Origin of the sequence: Neorhizobium sp. T6_25, from assembly GCF_002968555.1 — a bacterium.
Lineage (GTDB): Bacteria > Pseudomonadota > Alphaproteobacteria > Rhizobiales > Rhizobiaceae > Neorhizobium.
This window is the reverse complement of the sequence record NZ_PVBL01000029.1, coordinates 42,125-68,045: the sequence shown is the minus strand read 5'-3', so window position 1 is coordinate 68,045 and position 25,921 is coordinate 42,125. Positions and strand designations below refer to the sequence as shown.

The window sequence follows — 25,921 nt, the reverse complement described above, 5'->3', positions numbered from 1 at the left end:
CAATCGAGCGCAATATCCGGTGTGAACCGTTTTCTTTTCCGCATGAAGCTTAGGGGTAGGCTTCGGTCGCAAGACGGCGGGGCGGCATAGGTTTTCTCCGGGAGACTCTACGAACGGGCAGGTGTCGCGGAGGTCGCGGGGCCAGCCAGTCACTTAAACAGGAGACAGGAAATGACAGACGTCGCATTGGGCAAAAGCCCGGATCTGCTGGTGGAACTCACCGCAGATATTGTGGCCGCCTATGTGAGCAACCATGTTGTGCCGGTCAGCGATCTTTCGAACTTGATCGCGGACGTGCATTCGGCGTTGAGCAACACCTCTTCGCCGGCACCGGTTGTCGTGGCCATCGAAAAGCCGAAGCCCCCGGTTCCGATCAAGAAATCGATCGAGGACGACTATCTCATCTGCCTGGAGGACGGGCAGAAGTTCAAGTCGCTGAAGCGGCATCTGATGACTCACTACAACATGACGCCGGAAGAGTATCGCGAGAAGTGGGGCCTGCCGGCCGACTATCCGATGGTGGCGCCCGCTTATGCGGAAGCCCGCTCCAGGCTCGCCAAGGAAATGGGTCTCGGTCAGCGCCGCAAGCGCGGCAAGGCCTGATCCGGGCGACGCCCGACAAGGCAGGGAGGATTTTTGAGACCAGCCCGATGAGGACCGATCGCGACAGCGGCGGGTGGCTGGTTTTGGCATCGACGTAAAAGATGCGGATAAAGAACCGGGCCGATTAAGTGCCCGGTTTTTTCTTTTCTGAAACAGGCATCGCGGGGATGGGTAGAGGAAAAAAATCCCATTATCTTTCGGGAACTTGCGGAAATTATCAACAACTTCAGCTTATAATTGCGCCGAGGCGGTTTCCAGCGTCCCCGTTTTTGCTCTAGGGTGTATGAATTAATTCCTATTAATTGAGGAGTTGTCATGCCTTTCGAGAGATATTTCCAGCCCTCCGCCCCGCCTTCCACTTTGCCGTTTTCCCCGCCTGCGCCGCTGGATCCGGCCGGTTCGCCGATGCTTCCCGCCAGCCTGCCGCTCAAGAGTGCCTGCCGCATCGTCCGCCAGATGGTTTCCGAACTGGTCCAGCTGTTCGGCGACAGGGTGATGCTGCGCCGCGACCGGCGCCGGCTTTCCTGCCACGTGCGCCAGATCGCCATGTATGTCTGCCATGTGGCGCTCCAGATTTCGATGAGCGATATCGGCGAGGCTTTCGGCCGCGACCGCACCACCGTCGGCCACGCCTGCCACGTGGTCGAGGATCGCCGCGACGACCTCGCCTTCGACGAGTTCGTCTCGGCCCTCGAGCGCATCGTCACCGCCGTTTTCGGCCTGTCGGAGGTGGCGGCCCATGACTGAGGCAATTCGCAAATCCGTGAAGGACAGGGCCGCGGACCCGGCCCTCAGGCGGCACCTCCTGCGGCTGATCCGCCAGCTCGCCCGCGGCGACTGCATGATCGCGGCCGGTGAGGCGGGCGAGATCAGGCTCATCGGGGCGGAGGAGCGGACCTATCCCGAAGCGGTGATCGCGCAGGCCCGTTCGCTCGGACTGGCGCAGCTTGGCGACGGAAGGATTGCCGCAAGTGCGGCGGCGTCCAGCTTCCTGCGCCGTGCGCTGGTGACGGGCGAGGAGGCCTTCGTCGAGCAGCATGGCGAGATCGTCGTGACCTCCGCCGAGATCGAGGGCGCCCGCCAGCCGGTGCGCCGCAACCTTGCCGAATCACCGCTCGGCGTGATCGCACGGATGAAGGACCGCGACAGAAAACCCTTTTTGCCGGCCGAAGCCTTGGAAGCGGGCGAGCGGTTGCTCGCCGATTTCACCCGCGGACAGCTCCAGCCCCGCGTTACCGCCTCCTGGGAGCCGCGGCTCGCCACCCGCGCCAAGGGCACCGCCGGTGGCCAGGCCGACATCGCCGACAGCGCGATATCGGCCCGCAACCGTTTTTCGAGGGCGGTGGAGGCGATGGGGCCGGAACTTTCCGGCGTCGCGGTGGATGTCTGCTGCTTTGCAAAGGGTCTTGAGACGGTGGAACGCGAACGCCAATGGCCGGCCCGCTCGGCCAAACTCATGCTGCGTACCGCGCTGCTCGCACTTGCCCGCCATTATGCGCCGCCGGCTCCGGCGAAACGCCGCCAGAACCACCACTGGGGAGCCGAGGATTACCGGCCGGTCCTGTGATGGAGAAGACTTGCGAGGCTGATGCTGCAAATGCCAGAAGCACCGGCCTAGCGCGCCGCCCGTTTCGCTGCATAAGCGGCGCGGGCGGCGTCGATCCTCGGGGAGTTCGCATGGGTCCAGTCGGCCAGCGCCTGGACCGGTTCCCAGAAATCCCGGCCGAGGTCCGTCAGGGCATACTCCACCTGCGGAGGCGTCGTCGGGGTGACTGTCCGCGTCACGAAACCATTCTCCTCGAGATCGCGAAGAGTGGAAGCCAGCATCTTCTGGCTGATCTCACCGATCTCGCGCTTCAGCGCATTGAAGCGAAGAGGGCCGCTCCCCAGAACGCGCACGACCAGAAGCGTCCACTTGTCGCTGATCCGGGCCAGCATGCGGCTGATTGGCCCGCAGGACGCGGTATCCTCGCGGTTACCTGGTTTCCGAAAAGTGCTGTCTTGATGGGGCACTCGATCCTCGGATAGATGGTTACGGACAGAAACCAACATACATGAGGATACCATGGTTCCGAAGCCCAAAATCGCGGTCATTATCGGCTCTACCCGCCCCACCCGCTTTGCCGACAAGCCGGCACAGTGGATGTTGAAGCAGGCGCAGGCGCGTGACGACATCGAGGTCGAACTGATCGATCTGCGCGACCATCCGCTGCCGTTCTTCGACGAGATGGCCTCGAACATGTGGATGCCGAGCCAAAATCCGGAAGCTGTACGTTGGCAGGAAACCGTCGGCCGCTTCGACGGCTACATCTTCGTGGTCGCGGAATACAATCATTCGCTCACCGGCGTGCTCAAGAACGCCCTCGACCAGGCTTACAAGGAATGGATCCGGAAGCCCTTTACCGCCATCGGTTACGGCGGCATGGGCGCGTCGCGCGCCGTGGAACACCTGCGCGGCATCGGGGTCGAGCTACAGATGGTATCGACCCACGCCGCCGTCCATATCGGTGGCGGAGACTTCATAGCGGTCGCCCCCAGGGGCGGCAACAAGCCGATCGAGGAGATCGAGGCAAATCTGCTGCCTTCTGCCAAAACGGCGCTCGACGAGCTGGTCTGGTGGGCAAAGGCCACAATGGCCGCCAAAGCAGCGGAAGCCTGATCCCTTGACGCCGATCCCTGAGCTCGTTTTGAAGCTCAGGGATTTTCAGGTTGGTGACCCTGGCCTCTGTGTCGAAGCTCCGGGCTTCGGCGCTCAGATTCCGATACCACCGGCCATGTTCACGGTCTCACCGGTGATGTAGCCCGCATGGGGTCCGGCGAGGAAGCAGATGGTTTCGGCCACCTCTTCGAGGGTTGCGATGCGACGGATCGGATGCATGTCGAGGATGGCGTCGCGGTTCGGAAGCTCGCCGGCAACGTCTGCGGCCATGTCCGTCGGCATGATCCCGGGCTGGACGACGTTGACGGTGATATTGCGGGGCCCGAGGTCGCGCGCGATGCCCTTCGCATAGCCGGCGAGCGCCCACTTTGTTCCGGCGTAGTCGGCGACACCCGAGAAGGGCACGACTGAGCCGAGGCGGGAGCCGACGAAGATGATCCGGCCGCCGTCGGTCAGCTTTTGCGCCGCCGCGCGGGTGTTGGCGATCGTGCCGAGCACGTTGACCTGCCACTGGCGATTATAGTTGTCCCAGTCGAGTTCCGGATCGTCCACCATCTGACCCTGGATGGCGATGCCGGCATTGTTGACGAGGATGTCGAGCCTGCCGAATTCCGCCATCACCCTGTCGATCAGAGGCTTGGCGGAAGAAAGGTCGGCCTGGTCGCTCTTGACCGCAATCGCGCGAACGCCCTTTGCCTTAAGTTTTTCGACGACGGCTTTCGCCTTGTCGGCCGAGGCCGCGTAGCTGATCGCCACGTCTGCCCCGTGATCGGCGAACGCTTCCGCCGTCGCGGCGCCAAGGCCGCGCGACCCGCCGGTAATGAGGACGACCTTCCCCTTGAATATGTTGGACATGAGTATCCTTTCCTAAATCGACGAGGGCTCCGCTCGATCCTGCCAAGCGGCACCCAATTTCATAACGTATGTTACGATAACGATCGGTATGAAATTTGACAGGGCCGGTCAAGGGGTTTAATAACGATCGTTATGAAAATGACGGGGCAGAGCTGATGGGACGCCATCGCGAATTCGATGTGGAGAAGGCGCTCGACGCCGCGTTATGCGTCTTCTGGCGCAAGGGTTATGAAGGTGCCTCCTATGCCGACCTGACCGAGGCGGCGGGTGTCGAAAGGCCAGCCCTCTATTCCGCGTTCGGCAACAAGGAAGCGCTCTTCCGCAAGGTCCTGGCACGCTACTACGAGCGGTACGTGCACTATCTTCCCGCTGCACTCCAGTTGCCCACGGCGCGCGAGGTCGCGGCGCACGTTCTCCAGGGTGCGATCGACCTCACCACCCGTTATCCCGACCATACGGGATGCCTCGCCATCCAGGGGGTCCTGGCGGGATCGGATGAAGCGGAGCCTGTCCGCCAGGCCTTGATAGAGGCGCGCGCCGAAGGCGAAGCGCAGCTTCGCGAACGCTTCGAGCGGGCAAGGGCCGAGGGTGACCTGCCGGAGACGGCGAGGCCCGACACGCTTGCGGCATTCCTGATGGCCGTTCTTCACGGTATGGCGGTGCAGGCCAAGGCCGGCTTCAGTCGCGATACGCTGGAGGCCGTTGCCGAGCAAGCGCTTGCCACGTGGCCCGCGGGCAAGGGCGAGGGGTCTTTGCGCTAGGCCGCAGCCCTGATCCTTGCCTCTTCCCGGATCCGCTTGACCATCGAGCGCAGCCCGTTGGCGCGCTGGGACGACAGGTGTTCGACAAGGCCGATGCGGTCGAAGATTTCGATCGCGTCGGTGGCGGCGATCTGGGAGGCGGTCCTGCCGGAATAGACGGCGAGCACGATGGCGACGAGGCCGCGCACGATATGGGCGTCCGAATCGCCCTCGAAGGTCATCACCGGGTCGGCGCTGCCGTCCCCGAGATGGCTGACCAACCATACCTGGCTCGCGCAGCCCTGCACCTTGTTCTCCGCGGTCTTCTGGTCGTCGGGAAGGTCCGGCAGCGCCTTGCCGAGTTCGATCACGTAACGGTAGCGGTCTTCCCACTCGTCGAGGTATTCGAAATCTTCGATGATCTGCTCGAGGCTGGCCATAAGCGCTCCGGTTCTTCTATCCGCTCCATATAGGCACTGCAGGCCGGGATAAAAGCAAAAAAAACGCCGTGAGGGGTAAACCTCACGGCGTCAGCAAATGCTGAATGACAGGGCAGGCAGATCAGGCACCGGGAACCGTGGCATTGAGAGCCCGGTGCAAGCTTTGAAATTCGAATTCGGATCAGACGTCCGGTATCAGGTCGATCTGGTGCGCCGACCTGATGCGCGGGATTAGTGGGTCGGCCGTTTCTGCGGGACCGGAACGGTGCCGGTGAAGATCGTATCGGCGCCGGTAGCGGCTGCCGTTTCGGCCTGCTTGGCCGGGAATGGGGTCGGCTCCGGATCGGCAAGCACCGCGGTCCGGCTGCCCTTGTCGCCGAACTGCTTGTCGAGCAGCTCGAAGGCGACCTGGGCGCCCTGCCTGGCCCTCGTGCCGAGCGCCGAGAAGGTCTCGGCACCCTTTTCGCAGACCTCAGGCTTTTCGGTGCAGATGGCGCTCACATATTGATAGGCTTCGGTCGCAGCCGAAAATGCATTGCTGACCTGCAGGGGCGAAAGCCCGTCGGTCTCGGTCGCCGGCTTGCTGCTGAAGTAGGAGAGCACTACCAGCACCGCCGCGAACCACATACTTCCCTTGATGAGAAACCACATCGTTCTATCCACCTGTTTTTCCCGCTCCTGGGTCTCGAGCGGGCCGCCGGATCTGTGCCGGTCTTGAACATGGTTGTACCGCCGGGAAGCAAATATGGCTTTGACGGGATCGTTCGGTTTTTCGGCAAATTTGCTTAAAATGCGAAATATCGGCATTTGCAGCGTCTTTGCCGCGAACTTGAATCGAATTTTAGCGATCGATGTTAAGCATAATTGCGGCGGTCCGCCCGAAACCCCGGGCTTTGTCGGGGGGCGGTTTGCCACAAAGGTTAACGTATTGCGAAAAATCGAAGCAAATCCGCCGCTTACGCCGCGTTAACCACAAACTCGGAAGGCTTGGCCCTTCTGTCCCAAAGCCGGATTTTGGCCCATTGCGGGACCTCCGGCACCCCCTTCTTTTATCCTTTCCTTAAGCCACGGGGGCCTATTGTCGGCTTCGATAAACGAGTCTGTGCAGGGTTTTGCGTGCGCGTATTGAGTAACATTGCCGGAAAGGCGGTCATGCTGGTCGACGAGACCGCAAGCCGCTGGCTGACGCGCCTCGGCGAGGGCGACACCGCGCGTCCCGGTGAAATTGCCCAGTTCCGCCGGCTCGTGTTCTGTGGCCTTGCCGCATTCGTCACCGTGCCGCCGGCGCTTGCGCTGCTCCTGCCGCCGGCGCTGGCCCTGCCGGTCGGCGTTGCGCTGGTTCTGTCGCTTTTCCTTCTGGCCGCGGCCGCGTCCTTCGCTTTTCCGCGCCATGCCGTGGCCTCTGTTGCCGCCCCCCCGCCGGAAGACGCTGCCTTCGATGCGATGCCGGGCCTGTCGCTCATTCTCGATCCGCATGGCCTGCTGGTGAAGACTGGCGGCCGCGATCAGCATCTGTTTCCGCCAAGCCTGCGCGACGCCGCCGGTGAGCCGCTTGCCGAGCGCGTCCACGTGTCCGACCGGATCGGCCTCGTCCAGGCTTTCGACATGCTGCGCCAGGGTGTGCCAAGCGCTGCTGCCGATATCCGCATCGAGCGGCCGTACTCGGCGGCCGGCCGCCAGTTCCTGTCCGTTCGCCTCGACATGACCGCCATCCGCGACGGCGAAGGAGAACTCCTCTACGTCCTGGCGCAGGCGCGCGACATGTCGGAAGAAGAGCAGCTCCGTCTGGAAGCCGCGGCCAATGTCGCCGAGGCGCGCTCCGCCCATGAGGCGAAGTCGAGGTTCCTCGCTGCCGTCAGCCATGAGCTGCGCACGCCGCTCAACGCCATTCTCGGTTTTTCCGACGTGCTCATCGGCGAATATTTCGGCCGGCTCGAAAACGACCGCCAGCGCGAATATGTCGGCCTGATCCGCCAGTCCGGCGGCCATCTCCTGTCCGTCGTCAACACCATGCTCGACATGTCGAAGATCGAGGCGGGCCGTTACGAACTGCTCGCCGAGCCCTTCGCCATCGCGGAAGCCGTGGAAACCTGCCGTGCCATGCTCGATCTGACCGCCCGCGAAAAGGGCGTGACGCTGACGAGCCGCGCGCCGCGCGGGCTTGGCGAAGTGATCGCCGACCGCCGCGCGGTGCAGCAGATCCTCATCAACCTGGCCGGCAATGCGATCAAGTTCACCGGCCCCGGCGGCGTCGTGTCGATCGACGCCGTGCTCGAGGGCGATGACGTCAAGATTTCGGTCAGCGACACTGGCATCGGCATCGCGGCGGAAAAGCTGCAATATATTGGCCAGCCGTTCATGCAGGTGGAAAACGCCTATACCCGCACCTACGAAGGTACCGGCCTCGGACTTTCTCTGGTAAAAGGTCTGGTGGCGCTGCATGGCGGTCGGTTCACGATCGTCAGCCGTCCGGGCGAGGGGACCGTGGTGACGATCTCCCTGCCGGCAGACGGTTCGGGCGTCGAAGCAAAACGGGATGACTCCCGGGAGGAAAAAGTCGAATTCCCGCCGCGGCTGAGGGCAGCCCGGCATGCGGCCATGATGGACGAACAGGATTTTATCGATGACCGCGCGGAAGCGAAAATCGCCTGACAGGAAAAAACCTGTCAAGCAACCGGGCATTCTGTCGAACCTGCTGCTGGCGGGAGCGCGGGCTGCTGCGCGCCGGCCGAAGGCCCTGATCGGCTGCACTGCCTTCGGCATCGTCTTCTCCTTCGTCGCCGCCAATGCGCTCTGGTACCAACCGGGCGGCCATCCGTCCCCGTTCCTCGCCACCCGCGATTCCAAGAACCCGAACCAGATCGCCGGTTATCGTCCGGCAAGGCGCACCGCGCCCGCCGATGTCACCACCTTTCGTATCGAGCGGGCCGACCCGAGCGTCGTAGCGCCAGCTCCAGCCGCCGCGCCGGCCGCAATGCCAGCCGCAGCGCCTGCCCAGACGGCAGCGCCCGCGCCGACGGTTGTCGCGCCGATGCCGCGCCCCCCGGCGCCGCAGCAGGCCGCCGTCCAGCCGGCGGCACCTCCTGAGACGCAGCCCGCAGCGCCAAAACCCGCCGAGACAGCACGCGCCACACCGGCCGCGCCGGCAAGGCCTGCGCCGTCCCTGGTCCAGCCGCCCCGGCCTGTCTCTCCGACCCGCCCGGCCGAAAGCGCCAATGGGCGCGGCGAAGACCCGGTTGCCGCCGCAATCCGCGCCTCCGAGCGCAAGCCGACGATGACGCCGCCCGCCAATATCCCGAGCGGGGCCTCCAGTTCCGGCAGGCCCTTGGCCACGCCCGTCTCCCAAAAGCCGAACGCCCCCGTTCAGCCCACCAATCTGGTGCTGCAGATCCAGCGCGGCCTGTCGAACATCGCCTATGCGGATGTCGAGGTGGACGGCGTCGCCGGCGCCCAGACCAAGGCCGCCATCCGCCGCTTCCAGCGCCACTACCGCCTGCCCGAGACCGGAGAACCGGACGAACTGGTGCTGAAGAAGCTGAAGTCGATCGGCGCGCTGTAGGGCGACTGCGCCCAATCTCCCGAATGTTCTCTTGTTTATTACGGCCGCTTTTGGCCCGAAGCAGTCATAGTCGGCACGATCTCTGAAGGGCTGCTTTGCGCCTTGATTGCGGTCATTCAACCCGATCTTGCGATGTCCTGAAAGCTACCGGTCCGATTGGTCACAGAGCCCGGCGAACCTAGAAGACGAAGCCGCCAAAGTTCATCACGAATTCTGGCCGAAGCATCTGGGCAAGACATAGTCTCTTTCGTCCGAAATGCTGCTGGGGCAAGCATCGAGGTGGTGTGTCTGGACCAGTTCCGTCGCATCTTTTCAAATTGGTCTTCACCCATTGCCCGCGCAGTAATGCACCTCCTGCAGAGCGGGAGGAAACATGGTAGGATCGCGAGCCCGCTTTCCCTACTGATGGAGACCGTGATGGACTTGCTTCGACGGCTGAGGGATCTGTGCGATGCCTTCAACGCTCACGATCTCGATCTGATCATGACCTACTTCGCGGAAGACTGCATATTGGAGATGCCGCGCGGGCGCGATCCATGGGGGTCTCGCTTGGAAGGCAAGACCAAGGTGCGAGAGGCCCTGGCGTCGCGCTTTCAGGGCCTGCCTGACGTTACCTACAACAACGTTGAGCACTTCGTTGATGAAGCATCCGGAACTGGGATATCGAGATGGACCCTCATGGGTACGTCGGTCAACGGGACAAAGACGGAAGTCCAAGGCTGCGATCTTTATACGTTTCGGAATGGCCAGGTGATCCGCAAAGATTCCTATTGGAAGATCGTCGAATAGCTACAAGACCAGATGTTGACGTTCTTGAAGTGCCTCAGTTTTGAGCCGTCGGTCAGCTTCCGGCCCCAAATTTGGTCACTCGACTAAGCCGACGCTGTGTCCGCTTCTGGCGCTAAGTCGCCACGGTAGCCCCACGCCTGGCGGCGTTTGCTGCCGAATGCCGGACATGGCCGCCTCGTTTTGCCACATTCCCGAATGTTCTATGTTTCCAGCGGCGAGAGCTCGTCGCTCAACGCATCGCCACCGCTTCCAGCACCAGCCGCTTCAGCTCTTCGGCAGGTGGGGCGAGGCGGGTTTCGGCGACGTGCAGTGCAAGCTCGATCGCGCCGAGATCGGGCAGGCCGGCGTCTTTCGCATCAAGCGCGGCAAGCTGCGCCGGTTTGCCCTCGACGATCCGGGGGGTGACGCCGAGCCCTGCGGTGACCGCTGCCCAGAGGCCGGCAAGGCTCGGGCTGGCGAACGCGTGGCGCCAGGCGATGCCGTTGCGATCGAGCGCATCGATCGCGGCCTTGCGGAAGGCGCAGGGTGGATCGAAGGCGACGATCGCGAGTGAGTCTCCAGGCATATGCCTGAAACCATCCGGCCCGATCCAGGCGATTTCCCGCCTTGCGACGATCTCCGCCCGCGGGCTGGCGAGCGTGCCCCAGGTCAGCGCCACGTCGAGTTCGCCCTTGTCGATCGCCTGTACCATCGCGACACCCCGGTCGACGCGCGCCTCGACCCGCACCTTCGGATGGATCTTCGAAAAGCGGCCGAGCAGGTCGGGCAGCCAGGTTTCGGCGAAATCCTGCGGCACGCCGATCCTCACCCAGCCTTCGAGCTTGCCGACGCCGCGCACCGCCGCCCGCGCCTCGTCGTTGAGTTCCAGGATGCGCCTGGCATAACCGAGCAGGATTTCGCCGGCTTCGGTCAGCACAAGCCCACGCCCCTGCTTCTGCAGCAGGGTTTCGCCCACCTGGTCCTCGAGCTTCTTCAATTGCAGGCTGATCGCCGAAGGCGAGCGGCCAAGCCGGTCGGCGGCCTTGGCGAAACTGCCGAGCTCCAGGCCGAGCGCAAAACTTCTCAGCGTGTCGATATCGAGATTGATGGGCAGCATGATCGTTGAGTTCTGCAAAAGAGTTTGTTTAAAATTTCGCGATTTTCAAAACGATTGTGCAGAGAGAAGATGGCGGCGTCAACAGAAATCCAAACAAGGAGAACGTCATGCCCTTCGTTCACGTCATCATCGCCGGCAAAAGCATCGAACCGGAAGCCAGGCGCCGGCTGCAGCAGGAAACCACGGTGCTGATGAACACGATCATGCGCAAGCGCCGCGAGGTCACCGCGGTCCTGGTGGAGGAGGTCGATCTTTCCGGCTGGACCGTCGGCGGCGAGCCGCTGGAAGTGGCCGCGCATGTGGAGGCCAATGTCACGCTCGGCACCAATACGCCCGAGGAGAAGAAGCGTTTCATCGAGGCGATGGACGCGCTTTTGAAACAGAGCCTCGGCGGGATACCGCCTGCTACCTATGTCATCGTCCGCGAGGTCGAGGCCGACGCCTGGGGTTTCGGCGGGGTGACGCAGGAATACCGGCGTACAAATGCAATGACGGCGTGATCCTCATCCCACCGGTTGGATGGCGCCCGGCATGGCCGGGCGCATCTCTGCCTTTAGAACACGGCGAGATATTTCAGCAGCGAAATGATGCCGATGATGATGATGATGATCTGCGCGATCTGCTTCGCGCGGCCATCGATCGGCAGGCGCGCGACGAGATAGAGAACCAGGACGATCACCAGGAAGGTGATCAGAATGCTGATCAATGCGGAAGTAGCCAAGCCCCAAACTCCTTTTCATGACAGTGCCGTACGACACCGCCTGTGTAAATATGGTGCATCGGGCGAAAGGAAAGGGCGCGGCGGGGCGATTTTCCGTTTCTTCTCAGGGACTTCCGTGGCCTGGCTCCCGTGGAAGGGCTCAGACCGCCTCGGCGCCGAGCTCCCAAGCCCAGTGCAGATGTCGGTCCTTCAGCGTCCGGTCGCGCAAGTAGCCGGTCAGCTCCTCGTCGATCTCCTCCAGCCGCTCGATCGCGAAATCCTCCGGCCGGTTGGCATTCCAGGCCGCCTGCAGGCTCTTGCTCACATGGCTGCCGTGCCGGAGCGTGAACCAGATGCGGTTCTGGATCTTGTCGAGGTCTCCGGAGCGGCCGACCCATCGCTGCCCCATCGGTGCAAAACGGATGGCATAGATGCCGGCCGGCGCCTTGCGTTCTTTGTAGGCGGAGATCGCCGCTTTCCTGTCGATGATGTTCATGTCCCGTGCCTTCCTTGATGGAAGTGCAGCCAATATCATCCGGGTAATATTATGGCAATAGTTATATCCGGGTAAAATTGGTGCGAGGTGAGTTTGCGCCCGGCCCCGAAGCGCCGTATGAGGGGCCATGCGCCTGAAATCCGAAATCGTCGTCTCCGCCATGATCCGCCGCGTCTTCGGGCTTGGCGGTTTTGCCGCCGTCGAAAGGAAGGGCGCGGAGGCGGCGGGCGCGATCTTCATCCGCCAGCGTTTTCGCGACGGGCTGGAAACGCTTTATGCGCCGGCGCCGCAGAATTTCTTCGGCGACGAAGATGACGGCGGGCGCAAATTCGAGGTGAGAGCGGAACGGGCCGAGCCGGAAGCCATCCGCGAGATGCTGTCGCGCGAAATGCGCTTCGATCCGGATCTCTGGCTGCTGGAACTGGAGATCGACGACGTCGCCGATCTCTTTGAAGTGGTAAAGCCCGGGTAGGCTTTTAGCGCACCCGGTAGAGGCCGTTGAGCGGCTTGCGGGCGCTGGCGGTGGTGCGGATCACCCGCGGCTGGCGGCTGTCTTCCACGCGGTTGTCGGCGAACATCGGCTGATGCTGCTGTTCCGGGTAGGTGTAGCTGTCGGCGCGGCGCCAGGCCTCGACGCGTTTGCCGCATTCGTCCTCGTCGAGCGCATCCCAGAGCGCGGCGGCGCGTGTCACCCCGTCCTGTTCCGCACCCAGATGGTCGTAGAGCCGCTGCAGGATGAACAGCGCGTCCTCCATTTCCATCGCCAGGCCCTTCAGCGTCGCCGCGAGCTGCTGGCCGGAAATGTCGAGCATGATCCGCTCCGAAAGCCAGTGGCTGGCGGAAAGCGTGTCGGCAAGCACGGTTGCAAACAGCCCGGTCTCGCGGTTGCGGGCGAAGCGAACGAGCAGCGCCTCCTGGATCGGCGATAGATTGCGCAAGCCCAGCCGGTCTGCGGCAGCCCGGTCGACATGGCCGGCAAGCGCCTTGATGCGGTTGCGCAGCAGTTCGTCGCGCGTGTTGCGTTCGGCCTCGTCGACCATTTCCGGCGTCGGCCTCAGCGGCAGGAGCGCGTTGAGGTTTTCGGGCGCATCGCTGCGCTTGGTGCGGTCGTGGCGAAGCCCGACCAGCGCGTCGATCACCGTCGGCGACAGCGCCTCGCGGCGCACGATGGCGCGGGCATGCGCTTCCCCTTGGGTGCGGGCGATGGCGATCAGCGCATCGTCGGAAAGGCAGGTCGAGGAGATGAGGAACGGTGCTGCAACGGCGATCGGCTGGCTAGCGATGAAGAAGGCGACGGCCGGCGGCACGGTCTTGCATTGCGAGAGCGCCGCGACCGCATCGCGGCGGGCCTCTTCGGACGATGCGGAAAACAGGGGGGCGAAGAGCTCGGCGAACTGTCGAAGTTCCGACCGCGAAGGGTACGGAAGACTTTCGAAGCTCGTCACGGTGGCCATCAGCACCACATCCTTTTTACGCATGGCCTGGGGCCTTTCAAGGTCTCGAAACTCATTCGTCACTGGCAAACTCGCAATCAACGCAAAACAAATCCGGAGTGCCGAACGCCGGTCAGGTGTGCCGGAAAAGCTCGCCTGGCGTTCTCATCGTACCTTGCCTGGGAAACTCCCGGTGGCGCGCCGTCCGCTCACGCAGCTGTGACAACATCTGCAGAATGGGGTCGCCTTGGTTTAACCGGATGCTAACTCTTGGAGGGTTAACGGTCTGTAAAAATGGTTCGTTTCGATACGCCGGTAATTTCTTGCAGTGCCGCTGTTTTGCCAGGAAATCGCAGGTCCGATCGACGCCTTCAAAGGCTGTGAACCAAACCCACGCTTCTGCGTTTTGGGGTCGGACAACAGACATGCACCGGTAGCAAGTGCTATATTAGCAGTAATACATTGTTAACGGTGGTCTGGCTGAATCCAGGGGTAACCGGCGTGTATTTGCCGCGTTTCAAATGCCGGATGGCCCCGCGTCCCTGGGACCTTCCCGATAACGGCCGGTTCAGGCGGAACCGGCCGTTCATATCGAAATGTCGTTGCGCTTTCGAACAAGGCGCACAGGCGAGAAAGGCGCGGATGCCCGGACTTCTGTCTCGGGAAGCGTCAGGCCCTTGGAGAGGGCAGGGTGAGATCGGTCCGTCTTCATCCGTCTCGAATTCCTTAAACGGAGACGAGCATGGCAGAGATCGTAGTATTGAACAGATGGCGCAGCGACAATCAGCGTCGGCCGCAGATCAGGATCGGCGAAAGCGAGAACGCCGGACAGGTTCTGCTGTTTACCGGCGTGCGATACGAACGTTTCGAGGATTTTGGCGACCGCAAGGCTGAAAACCACGCGGTGCGTGCCGAATAGTCGGCAAACGAAGATCAGAACCGGCTTCGGGAGCGCCATTCGAACGGCGCGCATGTGGCCTGGTTCAGGAATTGCGACACGATACCCGCAAAGCTCGGTTGCGGGACGAGACTTCTCAAGACCACATATCCCTCCTCCGCCCGTGCTTCCACCAGGATCGACTGCGAAACCGCCTGCGGCAGCGCCTTGCGCAATGCCGTCAGCTGCATCGGCGACGCGATCACCACATCCAGCACGCCGCCGGCCGACGTCCGGTCATTGATGCTGAACACCTCGTTGGACGACTGGTCGTAGACGCCGAGCGACCAGAAGGGCACGCCGCCATTGGCGGCCGTCAGCCTCACCGGCCCCTCCGAAATATCGAAGGCGCAGACCGTCGCATCGACGAACGGATCGTCCTTGGAAAGCCCGGCCCGGTCCGGCTTCTCCCCCAGCCGGTAGAAACGATAAATCTCGCCTTCCGCCAGCACCCGCGTATAGGCGTCGCGCTCGCTGAAATCCGGCAGCGCCAGCACGATGATCAGGTGCAGCAGCGCAGCGCCGACAAGCCCGGTGATCACCGCCAGCAGAACCTTCAGCGCAAAACCCCGGGAATCGGCCTTCCGGGACGCGAAGTCCCTGGACCCCGATCCCAAACCTCTCGCGCGCAGACTTCCAAACCCCAGGCGTCTAAACCCGAGCCGTCTAAATCGCGGACTTCCGAACCCAAGACTTCTAGACATTGCCGCACCCGGTCTTCTCGATGCGCGGCATGGTGAGGTCGATCAGCCCGGAGCTGCCGGCCGTCGGTGTGTCGAACAGCGTCAGCGTCAGCCGGAACACGCCGGGCGTCGAGACCGCCAGCCAGTTGCCCGGCTTGGCGGTTGCGGAAATCGCGATGTCGAAACCGCCGTCGCTGCTGCTGTTGCGCAGCACGATGCGGGAATTGAGTGCGGTCGGCAGGTCCGATTGCGCCGAGGGCGGGGCGGCGCCGGGGGCTGCGGCAAACAGCGTCCAGAAACGCGCCGGCGGCGTGTGGCCGGTGAGGCGATAGGAGCAGTTTCCGGTCAGCCGCTCCCCCGCCTGATCGACCGAGGCGATGAAGGTGAGGCCCTCGGCGCTGGCGTAGATGAGCTTGCCGGCGCTCGCCCGGTGCGATTTCGCATAAGGGTCCGCCTGCGCGGTCTGCGCGTCAGGAAAGGCTTCCCACGAGCCGAGCTTGATCGCACCGAAACCGATCGTGGCATCCAGTGCCACGAGAGTGGACCATATCCCGCCGCCGAAGGCGATGGTGAGCGCGATCGCGATGAGGAAGGGAACACGGAACACGGGTTTGCTTTGGCCCTCGGACAGCTGTGCCAGAGGGTTAGCATTGATTCTATTGCGAAGGAATGGGCCTGCCGGCGAAACCCGGGCCCGTTGCACGCTATAACGCATTGCGTTATAGTCTTCACATGATCAGGGATTTTGCGGATCGCGAAGCCGAACGGATTTGGTCCGGCAGCAAAAGCCGGAAATTGCCCGCGGATATGCAGCCGGTTGCCCTGAGAAAGCTGCGTCTTCTCAATCAGGCACGCGCGTTATCGGACTTGCGCATTCCGCCCGGAAACCGCCTTGAGGCCTTGAAAGGCAACCGTTCCGGGCAGTTCTCGATCCGCATCAACGATCAATGGCGTATTTGTTTCATCTGGACCGAAGGAGGGCCTGCCCATGTCGAAATCGTCGATTACCATGGTTGAGACCGAATGGCTCCCGAACCCGCATCCGGGAGAAATCCTGCTGGAGGACTTCCTGAAACCCATGGGGCTCAGCCAGAACGGACTGGCGCGTGCCATTGGCGTGCCGCCGCGCCGGATCAACGAGATCGTGCTCGCCAAGCGGTCGATCTCCGCCGATACCGATCTCAGGCTGGCTCGTTATTTTGGCATGTCAGAGGGCTTTTTCCTCGGCCTCCAGGCGGACTACGACCTGATGCAGCGGCGCCGCGAACTGGGTGATGCCTTGAACAGCATCGAGCCGCGCGCAGCCTGATCCCTCAAGGCCAGCATCGATTCACTTAAGCAACGGGTGGGCGTGTCTTTTCGGCACGCTCGTCCCCATGACTTCGGCACGGGGCCGAATCACTCCCTATAAATCCGCCGTAAGACGCCGGCCGCCCTTCCTCCCAACCCCGCTGGATCGACGGCGAGAAGCTCGCTGCCTGTGCCGGGATCGGTCATCCAGGGCCTTTGCGTGCCATTCTCAAACAGGAATGATCTGAGGGTTAACCCTTTGATAAGGTTATTCCGAGCGGTTCCTGTGACTAAAAACCGCCTGTTACCTTGCCCGGCTCATTCCTTGGCTACCGTGTCTGCGACGACGTTCCGGAGCAGAGACGATGAGAACATGGATGATGGCGACCGGTGCATTGATAGCCGTGGCTGCCGGATTTTCGGGTGCCTATTTCCACCTGAAACCGGTGCCGGGTCCTTCGACCCCGAAGGACATTTCCCTCGACTTCATGACGCTGACCGAAAGCCAGCCGACGGAGGCGCGCCGCGCCATCGTCGACGGCATCGAGATCTGCCTTCCCCAGCCGGCGCGGGAGGGCTGGACGAGCCCGCCGGTCAAGAACCTCGCGGTCGACAGCTATATCCGCTTTTTCGACCTGATGGGGCAGGAGGTGGGGCAGGCCGAACGCAGCGCGGAATTCCGTGGCTGGCTTTCGCAGGCCAGCGGCAACCTTTCGCAGCGCGACCGGATCGCCTTCGGCAAGCTGACCGAGGGCGGCCTGCACGAAGGCGTGACCGCGCTCTGCGTCGCCGCGACCATGCGCGGCAAACTCGGAAGCCTTGGGTTCAGGGGGTTATGGAACTGACGGCCGTCGCCTCGGCGAGCGATCCCGTCGCGGTCTTGTCGGCCACCTTGGCGGTGGCGGGTCCGAGCCGCCCGGCCTCTTTCAGCTTTCCGGCGATCTGCCGCAGCAGCCGGGTGGATTCGGCCGACAGGGAACGCGGGCGGATGAGCGCCTGCAATCCGGTATCGATGGTGCCGTCCTTCTTCTTGGCGACGGCGTTGCCCTTGTGGTCGCCGGTCGGCAGCGGGTTGTCGATGCCGGGAATGGCACGCAGCTCGATGCCCTGGTGGGCATAGTCCATCACCGTCTTGAAGGTCGCGGCCGGCAGCGAACCGCCCGTCATGTTGTCCATCGAGGTGAAGTCGTCGTTGCCGAACCAGACCGCGGTCGTGTAATTGCCGGTAAACCCGATGAACCAGGCGTCGCGATAGCTCTGCGAGGTGCCGGTCTTGCCGGCCGTGACGATGCCGCCGTCGAGCGCCGCCCTGCGGGCCGTGCCGATCACCGGGATCTGCGACAGGATGCGGTTCATCGACGATGTCGCCTGCTCGGAGAGCACGCGCTTGGCCGGTCGTTCGTCGCGGTTGAAGTCGTAGAGCACGTCGCCGCCGTAGCCGAGTACCTGCTCGATGCCGTGGCGACGCGATTCCATGCCGCCGGCCGGCATCACGGCATAACCCGTCGCCTGGTCGAGCACCGTCATTTCCGAGGTGCCGAGCGGGATGGTCTTGTCCTTCCTGAGCGGCGTTTCGACACCGAAGGCCTTGGCGGTCTTCACGATCACGTCGGTGCCCAGATAGTCCTTGGCGAGCCGGACCGGCACGGTATTGAGCGACTGCGCCATGGCCGACAGCAGCGTCACCTTGCCCTTGTAGGAGCGCGCGTAGTTCTGTGGCGACCAGCCGTTCCAGGTGATCGGCGCGTCGGAAATCGTCGATTCCGGTTTGAAGCCGTTCTCCATCGCCGCCGAGTACGTATAGAGCTTGAAGGACGAGCCCGGCTGGCGCAGCGCCTTGGCGGCGCGGTTGAACTGGCTTTCGCCGTAGTCGCGGCCGCCGACCATGGCGCGCACGGCCCCGCCGTTCTCGATCATCACCAGGGCGCCCTGCTTCACCTTGAAGCTCTCGCCATATTCGCGCAGGCTCGATTCCACCGCCGATTCCGAGGCCTGCTGCAGGCCCATGTCGATCGTCGTGCGCACCACGACCGAATGTTCGTGGAACTTGCCGGCGGAGGCCAGCCGCTGCACTTCGTCGAAGGCCCAGTCGAGGAAATAGTCCGGCGCCTTGACGTCGGCGCGATCGACGACGGTCGCCGGGCCGCGGCGGGCGGCGATCACCTGGCCTTCGGTCATCAGCCCGCTCTGCACGAGGTTGGAAAGCACTTCGTTGGCGCGGGCGCGGGCAGCCGGCAGATTGACATGCGGCGCATATTTGGCGGGCGCCTTGAACAGGCCGGCGAGCATGGCGCTCTCGGCAAGGTTCACTTCCGTGATGTTCTTGCCGAAATAGAATTGTGCCGCGGCCGCTGCCCCGAACGTGCCGCCGCCCATATAGGCGCGGTCGAGATAGAGCGACAGGATCTCCTTCTTGGAGAGGTTGGCTTCCAGCCACAGCGACAGGAAGGCTTCCTTGATCTTGCGTTCGATCGACCGTTCGTTGGTGAGGAACAGGTTCTTGGCAAGCTGCTGGGTGAGCGTCGAGCCGCCCTGCACGACGCCGCCGGCCTTGGCGTTTTCGCTCATGGCGCGGGCAAGGCCGAAGAAGTCGATGCCGAAATGGTCGAAGAAGCGGCGGTCCTCGGTCGCCAGCACCGCCTTGATCAGGTGGTCCGGCAATTCGTCGATCGGCACGGAGTCTTCATGAATGATGCCGCGATGGCCGATGATGTTGCCGTAGCGGTCGAGGAAGGTGACGGCGAAATCGCCGCGGTTGCGCCAGTCCTCGTGGGTTTCCTCGAAAGCGGGCTGGGCGAGCGCCAGGAGCACCACGAAGCCCGCGGTGCCCAGGGTCATCGCCTCGCCGGCGAGTTCGAAGCCGAGGCGTTTCCAGCCGCGCACACGAAACCGGCGGAAGAAGATGGTGATCTCCTCCCAGATTTCGCCGAGCCGGAAACCGAGATTCCAGACGGTGGAATCGATCCAGGAATCGATGCGCAGCAGCAGGTGGCGCTTGCCGCGCGGCCGGTCGCCTGATGACTTTGGCTCGTCCTGCACCTTCGGAATTCCCCGCCCTTTCGATGAGTTGTGCTTGACGCGGTCCCTTCAAGGGATCAAGAGCTCTAGCCTCTCACCGTTAATCAGCTTTAGCTGACAAATGGTTGATGCGCGATATCAAAATCGCAACAGGTAAAATGCAGATGCGCGGATTTGTTCCGCCCTGCCGCAAATGTGATATCCACGATGACCGACGAACCTTTCTGGAAGACCAAGCGGCTCGACCAGCTGAGCCAAAATGAATGGGAAAGCCTGTGCGACGGTTGCGGGCTCTGTTGTCTCAACAAGCTCGAGGACTGGGACTCGGGCGATGTCGTCTTCACCTCGGTCGCTTGCCGTCTGCTCGATGGCGAGACCTGCCGCTGCAAGGATTATCAGCACCGCCAGGCGACCGTGCCGGACTGCATCCAGCTCACCCCGACGACGGTCAACGAGATCGCCTGGCTGCCGCCGACCTGCGGTTATCGCCTCGTCCGCGACGGCGAGGACCTCTACTGGTGGCATCCGCTGGTCTCGGGCGATCCGAACACCGTGCACCAGGCCGGCATCTCCGCCCGCGGCCGCACGGTCAGCGAAAACGAGGTCGATGTGGAGGATTTCGAGGACTACGTGGTCGACTGGCCGCTGACGGTGGGCGAGGAACGCTAGGGACGCGGCGTCACTTCACTGCGATGACGACCTTGCCCTTGGCGCGACCCGTTTCGACATAGTCCAGCGCCTCGTTCGTCTTGTCGAACGGGAAGACCCGGTCCATCACCGGGCGGATGTGGCCCGCCTCGATCAGCGAGGTGATCTGTGCGAGCTGGCCGCCGTTCGCCGTCATGAAGAGGAACGAATAGCCGATCTTCCGGCGTCCCGCTTTTCTCCTGATGCCGAAGCTCAGCAGGCGCATGACCTGTTGAAGCAGCCAGCCGGAGCCGTTCTGCCGGGCGAAGTCCGGATCGGGCGGGCCGGAAATCGAGATCAGCTCGCCGCCGGGCTTCAATACATTCAAGGATTTCTCGAGCGTATCCTTGCCCAGGCTGTTCAGCACGACGTCGTAGCCCTGCAGCACCTTCTCGAAGTCGTCTTTCTTGTAATCGACGACGACGTCCGCCCCGAGGCTTTTCGCAAGGGCGACATTGGCCGTGCTCGTGGTCGTTGCCACATGGGCGCCTAGATGCTTGGCGAGCTGGATCGCGACGGTGCCGACGCCGCCGGAGCCGGCGTGGATCAGGACCTTCTGCCCCTTCTGCAGGTTGGCCCGCTCGACAAGGACCTGCCATGCCGTCAGCGCGACAAGCGGAATGGATGCGGCCTCCACCATGGTGAGATTGCCGGGTTTTCTCGCCACATCGGCCTCGTCCATGGCGATATATTCGGCAAACGTGCCGATGCGATCCTGGGCCGGACGTGCATAGACCTCGTCTCCCGGCTTGAACTTCCGGACATTCGCCCCGACCCGGACGACGACGCCCGCAACGTCATTGCCCAGCACCAGCGGAAGGCGATAGGGCAGGATAAGCTTGAATTCGCCGTCCCTGATCTTGTTGTCCAGAGCGTTCACGCCGGCGGCATGAACCTCCACCATGACGTCGTTGTCGCGCAATGCCGGCTCGGGTATTTCGCCGAACCGCAGGGCGCCGCCCTTGCGATAGCGATCGATCAGGAATGATTTCATCGGACTGACTTCCGTTTCCGTGGTGGCCGGCATCGCCGGCGGGCCTGCGATGAATGCTCAGACGGGAAGCCCGTTGAACTTCCGAAGGTTCTTGTCGACGATGGTTTCGGGCAGGAAGCGACGTATGAAGCGGACCTGTCCTGCCATTTTTCCGGCGGTGTAGCGCCGTTTGGGCAATGCCGCATTGGCGGCCTTTACGACGGCCTCGGCGACCACTTCCGGTGCATCTCCCTTCGCGACGGATTCGCGCATCAGCCGCTCCGCGTTAGCGCGAACCGTATCATAGACGGAAAGCGGGCGGTCCGCGCGGGTCAGGTTCTCCTCGAAGGCGGTGCGGGTCAAACCGGGCTCGACAAGCACGACGCGGATGCCCTGGGTCCGCACTTCATGGTCGAGAGACTCCGAATACCCTTCGACGGCGTGCTTGGTGGATGCATAGAGGGCGTTGAAAGGAGCCGGGATCAGCCCGAGTATCGAACTCAGGTTGACGATGCGGCCCTTCTGCTGGCCCCTCATCACGGGCAGGACGGCATTCGTCATCCGGATGGTGCCGAACACGTTCACCTCGAACAGGGCCTTCGCCTGTTCCGTGGTGGATTCCTCGGCACCGCCAAGCAGGCCGACCCCGGCATTGTTGACGAGAAGATCGATCCGCCCTGCGCGACGCAGAACCTCGTCCACGGCATTTTTGACGGATGCGTCGTCGGTCACGTCGCAGACCAGCATCGTCACCCCGTCCGCCGTGTCCGGCATCGGCTTCCGGCTGGTGCCGAAGACCTGATAGCCATCCCGCCGCAGCGCCTGCGCCGTCACCAGTCCTATTCCTGAGGAGGCACCCGTCACCAGGGCAACGCCACGTTTTTTCTTGCTCATCGGTTCCGCTTTCATTTTGTGATGGAACATCGTTGAGCGATCAGTTACTATCAAATCCGTATCAAGTCACTACTAAAAAGATATCGACATGAAGAATCTTTCCGACCAACCCTGCCTGATCGCCCGGAGCCTGGCGCTTGTGGGGGACGCGTGGAGCATGCTGATCATGCGCGACGCCCATGCGGGGCTGACCCGCTTCGACGAGTTTCGCAAGAGCCTCGGCATTGCGCCGACCATGCTGACCGGACGGCTTTCAGGCCTGACGGAGGAGGGGCTTTTGGAGAAACGGCGCTATTCCGACCGTCCGCCACGGGACGAATATCTGCTGACCGAAGCCGGCCGCGACTTTCTGCCGGTCCTGTTTGCGATCGGCGCATGGGGACGCAAGCATCGCGGCGGCGGCAAGGTCACCCGGTTCTTCGACACCGAGACCGGAACGGAGATCGATCCGGTCACCATCGACCGCGCCACCGGCGCTCCGGTCGGAACTCGCCCGATCCGGATCGCCGCGCCCGAATGAGCCGCAACACCGACTGAAAGCCGGGTCCTGCGTCCTGTTGCCGGCGATTGTCCGTTCCTTGCCCGATGCCGGATCGATAGCCCTCGGGGCTAAACCGGCGAGCGAGGAAGGCGCAGGAACCCGCACGAAGCACAGGTTTATTACGTGTCAATGACATAAGTTAAGGTGGGCAAGACAGGTTTTTCAGGTAATTCTACCAGTATGCCCGGGCGTGCAGAAACGCTAAGACTACGGTGACAGTCAAGATTCATTCCGAATTCATTCGATGGCACCTAGATGAATGCAGAAGGCACGCTGGCAGACCGCCTCTACGAGGCAGCCCTGGTTCCTGAGCTTTGGACGGAAACTTGCGAGAGGATAGCATTGGAGGCAGGGTCCAGCACCGCCTCGATCTTCACCATCGACGGCAGCGGCAATCATCGTTACGTCACCACCCCCAATATCGCCGACGCCTTTGCCGAGTTCGTCAAGAGCGACACCCGGCTGGACAATGTTCGCCCCGTTCGGGCCATGGAGCGTTCGCCCTTTTCGTTTGTCCGCGTAACCGATCTCCTGAGCGCGGAGGAATTTGCCAATGATGCGATCCAGCGCGACATCATCGAGCCGCACGGCATGCAGTGGGAGGCGGGCTGGGCTTTCCAGGAACCGACCGGGCACGTCATCGTCATCACCCTGATGCGCGCCAAGGGCCTGACGCATTTCTCCGACGAACAGCTGGCGCGCCTTAATCTCCTGAAGCCGGATCTCGCTCGGGCCGCCTATATGGCGTCGCGGCTTGCCTTCAACGAGGCGCGTTCGATGACCGAGACGCTGTCGCTGCTCGGATTGCCGGCGGCGGTCATCGGCGACAGCGGCCGGGCAATTGCAATGAACCCGGAGATGGAGGCCTTGAGCCCGCGCATCCGCACCGGCGCCGGCGATCGGCTGGTGCTGGAAGGGACAGGTGCCGGTGCTCTCCTCGACGGGGCGATAGAGCACTACAAGGCGCAGGCCACGCCGACCGTGCAGTCGCTGCCGATGGCGGGCCGCGATGGGGCGCCGCCGCTGATCCTGCATCTTCTGCCGATCCGCCGCGCCGCCCGCGACATCTTCTCCCGTTCGATGGCGGTGCTGGCCGTCACCCAGGTGGGGCAGGTCGGCCCGCCGGACATGCGGGTGCTCTGCGGCCTCTTCGACCTCACCCCCGCCGAAGCCCGCGTGGCACGCGGCATCGCCATGGCCCAGACGCCGGAAATGGCCGCCGCCGCGCTCGGCATCTCGCTCGAAACCGCCCGCTCGCACCTGAAGAAGATCATGCTGAAAACCGGCACCACCCGCCAGGCGGAACTGGTGCTGCTGCTTTCGGGCCTGAACGCGCCGAGCTTCGGCGGTGGCGGTCGGCCGGAGCCGTGAACGCCTCGCAAAACGCGCTCGGGTTAAATTGGCCACATTCCTTTGCTGGATGATGTGCACGCATGTGCGAAGTCGCAATTGGCTCAGGCATGAGCGAGTGCAATCGATCGATGCACTCGCTGTCGTGAATTGATGCCGCATTGGGTTGTAGAATGAAATACAGACCGGAAATCGACGGCTTGCGAGCCGTCGCTGTGGTTCCTGTCCTTATATTCCACGGTGGTCTGGGTTTCCGCGGCGGATTTGTCGGCGTCGACGTCTTCTTCGTCATCAGCGGTTATCTGATAACCTCGATCATATATCGCGAGGTTGAGGAGCGGAAATTCAGTCTCGTCCGCTTCTACGAGCGGCGCCTGCGACGCATCGCTCCGGCGCTTCTTTGCGTCTGCCTGGCTTGCCTGCCGTTTGCATGGGCATGGATGCTTCCCTATGAGCTGCGCGACTTCGGCCGCAGCCTCTATCAGGTGAATCTGTTCGTTTCGAACTTCTATTTTTGGACCAAAACCGGCTATTTCGATGCAAGCAACGACCTGAAGCCGCTTTTGCATACGTGGTCCCTCGGCGTAGAAGAACAGTTCTACATCCTATTTCCTGTTGTTCTGATGGCCTTGCGCCGGTTTCGCCGCCAGTTCGTTCTGGCCGCCATTCTCCTGTTGAGCGCAACGAGTTTCCTTGCCACCCAGCTCGTGCCGCTGTTTGATCCTGCGGCGAATTTCTACCTTCTGCCCACCCGCTTCTGGGAGCTTGGCGTCGGCGCCAGCATCAGTATGGCGAATGTCGGTGGAGAAAAAGCCCGCTACGGCGGTTTGGCGGCGGCTTGCGGCCTCGCGATGATCGTCCTGTCCTGCTTCTTGGTTGAAGGCGGACCGTCTTATCCGGGCTGGCAGACGCTGCCGGTGGTGGCCGGAACCGCGCTGGTTCTTCTATTTTCATCCTCGGAGAATCTCGCTGGACGGCTTCTTTCCGCAAGAGCCTTGGTCTTTGTAGGTCTGATCAGTTACAGCCTCTATCTCTGGCATCAGCCTGTCCTCGCCTTCGCGCGCTTGCGGCTGTTCACCAATGACTTGAGCGCTTCAACATCCGCACTACTGCTTTGCCTCACCGTGCTGCTTGCGGTCGCGAGCTACTATCTCGTCGAGCGGCCGTTCCGCGACAGGAACCGCGTTGGGACGAAGGGCTTCTTTACCCTGGCCGGGGTTGCGGCAGCGGCCAGCATCGCTTCCGGCTTCATGTTCGAAATGACTGATGGCGCTGCGTTCAGGTCGCCGGGTCTCTACGAGATGACCGAGGTGAGCAAAGGTCTGAGCGAAAACTGTAACGGCGAGATGGCGCCCGAATGCTCCACGTCCGATAATCCGGAGATCGCGGTGTGGGGAGATTCCTTCGGCGCCCATCTCGTGGAAGGTATCCTGGCGTCGGCCCCCGATGTCAAACTCGTGCAGTTCACCAAAAGCCTTTGCGGACCGTTCACCGACATTACCTACCCGGTTACCAGCGACGGTCGCAGGTCGCCCGAAGGCTGCCTGTCCTGGAACAGGGACGTCCTCGACGCCATGGCGGCAACCAGGACGCTTCGATACGTCGCGATAGGCGTCAATCTCGATATCTATGCGGAAACTGAAACGTTCGTTCGGAAGGACGGGCAGAGTGTACCGGCAGGCCGGGCGCTGCTTCTGGACAGCTTTTTAGCGTCCTTGTCCGGCCTGCGGCAAATGGGGTTGAGTCCGGTGGTTTTCGCGCAGCCTCCGCAGACGGGCACCGATGTCGGCGGTTGTGTTGCCCGTTCACGATTACTGGGCATCGCGGCAGACCACTGCGATCTGTCTGCTGACGACGTGAACCGGCGAGGTCGCGTTGCGATGGAGATCACGAATGTCGTGGCGCGGGACTATCCGGTGATCGATCTGGGCACCGGCCGGTGCAACGGCACGATCTGCCGGGTTTCCGAGGATGGCGTCTCCCTTTATGCGGATGCGGGCCACTATTCCCAGGGTGGAATACGGCTGCTGGGAAAGAAGTACCATCTGTACGATCTTATCGTGAAAGCGGCGACTGAGGGCTGCGGTGATGGCTCTGCCCCCGCTGCCCGACCCGCCGGTTTCTGCCGCCCTTGAGAATATCCACAAGCACCCCTTGACCTTCCCATCATGGGAAGCT

32 protein-coding genes are annotated in these 25,921 nt (G+C 62.7%); 19 read left to right on the top strand and 13 right to left on the bottom strand.

Features of this window, described 5'->3' with window-relative positions:
• Window positions 1-171 precede the first annotated feature (171 nt).
• The 3 genes from C5L10_RS28120 (at window position 172) to C5L10_RS28110 (ending at window position 2,170) form a co-directional block, all read left to right on the top strand.
• Entirely contained in the window at window positions 172-603 is a 432-nt protein-coding gene (locus tag C5L10_RS28120; protein WP_037083991.1) for a MucR family transcriptional regulator, read from the top strand.
• Window positions 604-918: 315 nt separating this feature from the next.
• On the top strand, window positions 919-1,350 hold the full coding sequence (locus tag C5L10_RS28115) for a helix-turn-helix domain-containing protein (RefSeq protein ID WP_105432348.1): 432 nt from the start codon (window positions 919-921) through the stop codon (window positions 1,348-1,350).
• Entirely contained in the window at window positions 1,343-2,170 is an 828-nt protein-coding gene (locus C5L10_RS28110; protein ID WP_105432347.1) for a DUF6456 domain-containing protein, read from the top strand. Before C5L10_RS28115 ends, C5L10_RS28110 begins: the two co-directional genes overlap by 8 nt.
• 47 nt (window positions 2,171-2,217) lie before the next feature.
• On the opposite strand, the gene C5L10_RS28105 is transcribed toward C5L10_RS28110, so the two are convergent.
• The gene (locus C5L10_RS28105) at window positions 2,218-2,541 is read right to left on the bottom strand and encodes a helix-turn-helix domain-containing protein (protein ID WP_046607242.1); all 324 of its coding nucleotides are present in this window, start codon (window positions 2,539-2,541) and stop codon (window positions 2,218-2,220) included.
• Between the two features lie 127 nt (window positions 2,542-2,668).
• Between C5L10_RS28105 and C5L10_RS28100 the strand changes: the two genes are divergently transcribed.
• Window positions 2,669-3,262 (top strand): NADPH-dependent FMN reductase, encoded by a 594-nt coding sequence (locus C5L10_RS28100; RefSeq protein ID WP_105432345.1) that lies wholly within the window; start codon window positions 2,669-2,671, stop codon window positions 3,260-3,262.
• 93 nt (window positions 3,263-3,355) lie between these two features.
• On the opposite strand, the gene C5L10_RS28095 is transcribed toward C5L10_RS28100, so the two are convergent.
• Entirely contained in the window at window positions 3,356-4,117 is a 762-nt protein-coding gene (locus tag C5L10_RS28095; protein ID WP_105432344.1) for an SDR family NAD(P)-dependent oxidoreductase, read from the bottom strand.
• A gap of 155 nt (window positions 4,118-4,272) precedes the next feature.
• Between C5L10_RS28095 and C5L10_RS28090 the strand changes: the two genes are divergently transcribed.
• A complete protein-coding gene (locus C5L10_RS28090) occupies window positions 4,273-4,878 on the top strand; it encodes a TetR/AcrR family transcriptional regulator (RefSeq protein ID WP_105432343.1) in 606 nt (201 codons plus the stop codon).
• On the opposite strand, the gene C5L10_RS28085 is transcribed toward C5L10_RS28090, so the two are convergent.
• Window positions 4,875-5,297, bottom strand: a complete 423-nt coding sequence (locus C5L10_RS28085; RefSeq protein ID WP_105432342.1) for a SufE family protein — start codon at window positions 5,295-5,297, stop codon at window positions 4,875-4,877. The genes C5L10_RS28090 and C5L10_RS28085 overlap by 4 nt on opposite strands.
• A 231-nt stretch (window positions 5,298-5,528) precedes the next feature.
• Window positions 5,529-5,948: a DUF5330 domain-containing protein gene (locus C5L10_RS28080; protein WP_105432372.1), complete on the bottom strand. Its 420-nt coding sequence runs from the start codon at window positions 5,946-5,948 to the stop codon at window positions 5,529-5,531.
• Between the two features lie 94 nt (window positions 5,949-6,042).
• Here C5L10_RS28080 and C5L10_RS33905 point away from each other — a divergent pair, with 94 nt between their 5' ends.
• The 4 genes from C5L10_RS33905 to C5L10_RS28060 all read left to right on the top strand — a co-directional run bounded on the left by C5L10_RS33905 (window position 6,043) and on the right by C5L10_RS28060 (window position 9,645).
• Window positions 6,043-6,267 (top strand): hypothetical protein, encoded by a 225-nt coding sequence (locus C5L10_RS33905; protein ID WP_172717224.1) that lies wholly within the window; start codon window positions 6,043-6,045, stop codon window positions 6,265-6,267.
• Window positions 6,268-6,449: 182 nt separating this feature from the next.
• Entirely contained in the window at window positions 6,450-7,949 is a 1,500-nt protein-coding gene (locus tag C5L10_RS28075) for a HAMP domain-containing sensor histidine kinase (RefSeq protein WP_105432341.1), read from the top strand.
• A complete protein-coding gene (locus C5L10_RS28070; RefSeq protein ID WP_105432340.1) occupies window positions 7,921-8,856 on the top strand; it encodes a peptidoglycan-binding domain-containing protein in 936 nt (311 codons plus the stop codon). Before C5L10_RS28075 ends, C5L10_RS28070 begins: the two co-directional genes overlap by 29 nt.
• Before the next feature lie 417 nt (window positions 8,857-9,273).
• The gene (locus tag C5L10_RS28060) at window positions 9,274-9,645 is read left to right on the top strand and encodes a nuclear transport factor 2 family protein (protein ID WP_105432371.1); all 372 of its coding nucleotides are present in this window, start codon (window positions 9,274-9,276) and stop codon (window positions 9,643-9,645) included.
• A gap of 229 nt (window positions 9,646-9,874) precedes the next feature.
• Here C5L10_RS28060 and C5L10_RS28055 read toward each other — a convergent pair whose 3' ends face one another.
• Window positions 9,875-10,741 (bottom strand): LysR substrate-binding domain-containing protein, encoded by an 867-nt coding sequence (locus tag C5L10_RS28055; RefSeq protein ID WP_105432370.1) that lies wholly within the window; start codon window positions 10,739-10,741, stop codon window positions 9,875-9,877.
• A gap of 107 nt (window positions 10,742-10,848) precedes the next feature.
• Here C5L10_RS28055 and C5L10_RS28050 point away from each other — a divergent pair, with 107 nt between their 5' ends.
• Window positions 10,849-11,241 (top strand): tautomerase family protein, encoded by a 393-nt coding sequence (locus C5L10_RS28050; RefSeq protein ID WP_105432339.1) that lies wholly within the window; start codon window positions 10,849-10,851, stop codon window positions 11,239-11,241.
• A 53-nt stretch (window positions 11,242-11,294) separates the two neighbouring features.
• Here the strand turns inward: C5L10_RS28050 and C5L10_RS28045 are convergent, their stop codons facing one another.
• Window positions 11,295-11,462: a Thivi_2564 family membrane protein gene (locus C5L10_RS28045; RefSeq protein ID WP_007772654.1), complete on the bottom strand. Its 168-nt coding sequence runs from the start codon at window positions 11,460-11,462 to the stop codon at window positions 11,295-11,297.
• A gap of 139 nt (window positions 11,463-11,601) precedes the next feature.
• Window positions 11,602-11,937 carry a GIY-YIG nuclease family protein gene (locus tag C5L10_RS28040; RefSeq protein WP_105432338.1) on the bottom strand — a complete coding sequence of 112 codons (336 nt, stop codon included), beginning with the start codon at window positions 11,935-11,937 and terminating at the stop codon, window positions 11,602-11,604.
• A gap of 127 nt (window positions 11,938-12,064) precedes the next feature.
• On the opposite strand from C5L10_RS28040, the gene C5L10_RS28035 reads away from it, so the two are divergent.
• Entirely contained in the window at window positions 12,065-12,409 is a 345-nt protein-coding gene (locus C5L10_RS28035) for a DUF1491 family protein (RefSeq protein ID WP_105432337.1), read from the top strand.
• 4 nt (window positions 12,410-12,413) lie between these two features.
• On the opposite strand, the gene C5L10_RS28030 is transcribed toward C5L10_RS28035, so the two are convergent.
• Complete coding sequence (locus C5L10_RS28030) at window positions 12,414-13,454, bottom strand: DUF2336 domain-containing protein (RefSeq protein ID WP_205837103.1); 1,041 nt, start codon at window positions 13,452-13,454, stop codon at window positions 12,414-12,416.
• Between the two features lie 658 nt (window positions 13,455-14,112).
• On the opposite strand from C5L10_RS28030, the gene C5L10_RS33900 reads away from it, so the two are divergent.
• Window positions 14,113-14,289, top strand: coding sequence for a hypothetical protein (locus C5L10_RS33900; protein WP_172717222.1), 177 nt, complete (start codon window positions 14,113-14,115; stop codon window positions 14,287-14,289).
• A 14-nt stretch (window positions 14,290-14,303) separates the two neighbouring features.
• Here C5L10_RS33900 and C5L10_RS28025 read toward each other — a convergent pair whose 3' ends face one another.
• Both C5L10_RS28025 and C5L10_RS28020 read right to left on the bottom strand, forming a co-directional pair.
• Entirely contained in the window at window positions 14,304-14,924 is a 621-nt protein-coding gene (locus C5L10_RS28025; protein WP_245448223.1) for a DUF1254 domain-containing protein, read from the bottom strand.
• 79 nt (window positions 14,925-15,003) lie between these two features.
• Window positions 15,004-15,597, bottom strand: coding sequence for a DUF1214 domain-containing protein (locus tag C5L10_RS28020; RefSeq protein WP_046607708.1), 594 nt, complete (start codon window positions 15,595-15,597; stop codon window positions 15,004-15,006).
• Window positions 15,598-15,722: 125 nt separating this feature from the next.
• On the opposite strand from C5L10_RS28020, the gene C5L10_RS28015 reads away from it, so the two are divergent.
• The 3 genes from C5L10_RS28015 (at window position 15,723) to C5L10_RS28005 (ending at window position 17,125) form a co-directional block, all read left to right on the top strand.
• On the top strand, window positions 15,723-16,007 hold the full coding sequence (locus C5L10_RS28015; RefSeq protein WP_105432368.1) for a type II toxin-antitoxin system RelE/ParE family toxin: 285 nt from the start codon (window positions 15,723-15,725) through the stop codon (window positions 16,005-16,007).
• Window positions 15,979-16,299, top strand: a complete 321-nt coding sequence (locus C5L10_RS28010; RefSeq protein WP_046668498.1) for a HigA family addiction module antitoxin — start codon at window positions 15,979-15,981, stop codon at window positions 16,297-16,299. The genes C5L10_RS28015 and C5L10_RS28010 overlap by 29 nt, the downstream gene beginning before the upstream one ends.
• Window positions 16,300-16,645: 346 nt before the next feature.
• Complete coding sequence (locus C5L10_RS28005) at window positions 16,646-17,125, top strand: hypothetical protein (RefSeq protein WP_172717221.1); 480 nt, start codon at window positions 16,646-16,648, stop codon at window positions 17,123-17,125.
• On the opposite strand, the gene C5L10_RS28000 is transcribed toward C5L10_RS28005, so the two are convergent.
• A complete protein-coding gene (locus C5L10_RS28000; RefSeq protein ID WP_172717220.1) occupies window positions 17,106-19,319 on the bottom strand; it encodes a transglycosylase domain-containing protein in 2,214 nt (737 codons plus the stop codon). The two genes, C5L10_RS28005 and C5L10_RS28000, sit on opposite strands and share 20 nt — an antisense overlap.
• Before the next feature lie 186 nt (window positions 19,320-19,505).
• Here C5L10_RS28000 and C5L10_RS27995 point away from each other — a divergent pair, with 186 nt between their 5' ends.
• Entirely contained in the window at window positions 19,506-19,967 is a 462-nt protein-coding gene (locus C5L10_RS27995) for a YcgN family cysteine cluster protein (RefSeq protein ID WP_105432333.1), read from the top strand.
• A gap of 10 nt (window positions 19,968-19,977) precedes the next feature.
• Here C5L10_RS27995 and C5L10_RS27990 read toward each other — a convergent pair whose 3' ends face one another.
• Complete coding sequence (locus C5L10_RS27990) at window positions 19,978-20,979, bottom strand: NADP-dependent oxidoreductase (protein ID WP_105432367.1); 1,002 nt, start codon at window positions 20,977-20,979, stop codon at window positions 19,978-19,980.
• A gap of 57 nt (window positions 20,980-21,036) precedes the next feature.
• Complete coding sequence (locus C5L10_RS27985; RefSeq protein WP_105432366.1) at window positions 21,037-21,852, bottom strand: oxidoreductase; 816 nt, start codon at window positions 21,850-21,852, stop codon at window positions 21,037-21,039.
• Between the two features lie 88 nt (window positions 21,853-21,940).
• Here C5L10_RS27985 and C5L10_RS27980 point away from each other — a divergent pair, with 88 nt between their 5' ends.
• From C5L10_RS27980 to C5L10_RS27970, 3 genes are all read left to right on the top strand, one after another.
• Entirely contained in the window at window positions 21,941-22,372 is a 432-nt protein-coding gene (locus tag C5L10_RS27980; protein ID WP_105432332.1) for a helix-turn-helix domain-containing protein, read from the top strand.
• A 276-nt stretch (window positions 22,373-22,648) separates the two neighbouring features.
• Window positions 22,649-23,764, top strand: coding sequence for a helix-turn-helix transcriptional regulator (locus tag C5L10_RS27975; protein WP_172717219.1), 1,116 nt, complete (start codon window positions 22,649-22,651; stop codon window positions 23,762-23,764).
• A gap of 152 nt (window positions 23,765-23,916) precedes the next feature.
• Window positions 23,917-25,878 carry an acyltransferase family protein gene (locus C5L10_RS27970; RefSeq protein WP_105432330.1) on the top strand — a complete coding sequence of 654 codons (1,962 nt, stop codon included), beginning with the start codon at window positions 23,917-23,919 and terminating at the stop codon, window positions 25,876-25,878.
• Window positions 25,879-25,921: the final 43 nt, after the last annotated feature.

Bases quoted from the DNA above. Each gene is read 5' to 3' on its own strand.
- C5L10_RS27970 (WP_105432330.1), top strand. From the start codon at position 23,917: ATGAAATACAGACCGGAAATCGACGGCTTGCGAGCCGTCGCTGTGGTT.
- C5L10_RS28060 (WP_105432371.1), top strand. From the start codon at position 9,274: ATGGACTTGCTTCGACGGCTGAGGGATCTGTGCGATGCCTTCAACGCT.
- C5L10_RS28085 (WP_105432342.1), bottom strand. From the start codon at position 5,297: ATGGCCAGCCTCGAGCAGATCATCGAAGATTTCGAATACCTCGACGAG.
- C5L10_RS27995 (WP_105432333.1), top strand. From the start codon at position 19,506: ATGACCGACGAACCTTTCTGGAAGACCAAGCGGCTCGACCAGCTGAGC.
- C5L10_RS28070 (WP_105432340.1), top strand. From the start codon at position 7,921: ATGACCGCGCGGAAGCGAAAATCGCCTGACAGGAAAAAACCTGTCAAG.
- C5L10_RS28120 (WP_037083991.1), top strand. From the start codon at position 172: ATGACAGACGTCGCATTGGGCAAAAGCCCGGATCTGCTGGTGGAACTC.
- C5L10_RS28035 (WP_105432337.1), top strand. From the start codon at position 12,065: ATGCGCCTGAAATCCGAAATCGTCGTCTCCGCCATGATCCGCCGCGTC.
- C5L10_RS33905 (WP_172717224.1), top strand. From the start codon at position 6,043: ATGGCTTTGACGGGATCGTTCGGTTTTTCGGCAAATTTGCTTAAAATG.
- C5L10_RS28100 (WP_105432345.1), top strand. From the start codon at position 2,669: ATGGTTCCGAAGCCCAAAATCGCGGTCATTATCGGCTCTACCCGCCCC.
- C5L10_RS33900 (WP_172717222.1), top strand. From the start codon at position 14,113: ATGGCAGAGATCGTAGTATTGAACAGATGGCGCAGCGACAATCAGCGT.
- C5L10_RS28105 (WP_046607242.1), bottom strand. From the start codon at position 2,541: ATGCTGGCCCGGATCAGCGACAAGTGGACGCTTCTGGTCGTGCGCGTT.
- C5L10_RS28055 (WP_105432370.1), bottom strand. From the start codon at position 10,741: ATGCTGCCCATCAATCTCGATATCGACACGCTGAGAAGTTTTGCGCTC.
- C5L10_RS28005 (WP_172717221.1), top strand. From the start codon at position 16,646: ATGAGAACATGGATGATGGCGACCGGTGCATTGATAGCCGTGGCTGCC.
- C5L10_RS28075 (WP_105432341.1), top strand. From the start codon at position 6,450: ATGCTGGTCGACGAGACCGCAAGCCGCTGGCTGACGCGCCTCGGCGAG.
- C5L10_RS28095 (WP_105432344.1), bottom strand. From the start codon at position 4,117: ATGTCCAACATATTCAAGGGGAAGGTCGTCCTCATTACCGGCGGGTCG.
- C5L10_RS28110 (WP_105432347.1), top strand. From the start codon at position 1,343: ATGACTGAGGCAATTCGCAAATCCGTGAAGGACAGGGCCGCGGACCCG.
- C5L10_RS27975 (WP_172717219.1), top strand. From the start codon at position 22,649: ATGAATGCAGAAGGCACGCTGGCAGACCGCCTCTACGAGGCAGCCCTG.
- C5L10_RS28090 (WP_105432343.1), top strand. From the start codon at position 4,273: ATGGGACGCCATCGCGAATTCGATGTGGAGAAGGCGCTCGACGCCGCG.
- C5L10_RS27980 (WP_105432332.1), top strand. From the start codon at position 21,941: ATGAAGAATCTTTCCGACCAACCCTGCCTGATCGCCCGGAGCCTGGCG.
- C5L10_RS28115 (WP_105432348.1), top strand. From the start codon at position 919: ATGCCTTTCGAGAGATATTTCCAGCCCTCCGCCCCGCCTTCCACTTTG.
- C5L10_RS28010 (WP_046668498.1), top strand. From the start codon at position 15,979: ATGTCGAAATCGTCGATTACCATGGTTGAGACCGAATGGCTCCCGAAC.
- C5L10_RS28040 (WP_105432338.1), bottom strand. From the start codon at position 11,937: ATGAACATCATCGACAGGAAAGCGGCGATCTCCGCCTACAAAGAACGC.
- C5L10_RS28050 (WP_105432339.1), top strand. From the start codon at position 10,849: ATGCCCTTCGTTCACGTCATCATCGCCGGCAAAAGCATCGAACCGGAA.
- C5L10_RS27985 (WP_105432366.1), bottom strand. From the start codon at position 21,852: ATGAGCAAGAAAAAACGTGGCGTTGCCCTGGTGACGGGTGCCTCCTCA.
- C5L10_RS27990 (WP_105432367.1), bottom strand. From the start codon at position 20,979: ATGAAATCATTCCTGATCGATCGCTATCGCAAGGGCGGCGCCCTGCGG.
- C5L10_RS28015 (WP_105432368.1), top strand. From the start codon at position 15,723: ATGATCAGGGATTTTGCGGATCGCGAAGCCGAACGGATTTGGTCCGGC.
- C5L10_RS28080 (WP_105432372.1), bottom strand. From the start codon at position 5,948: ATGTGGTTTCTCATCAAGGGAAGTATGTGGTTCGCGGCGGTGCTGGTA.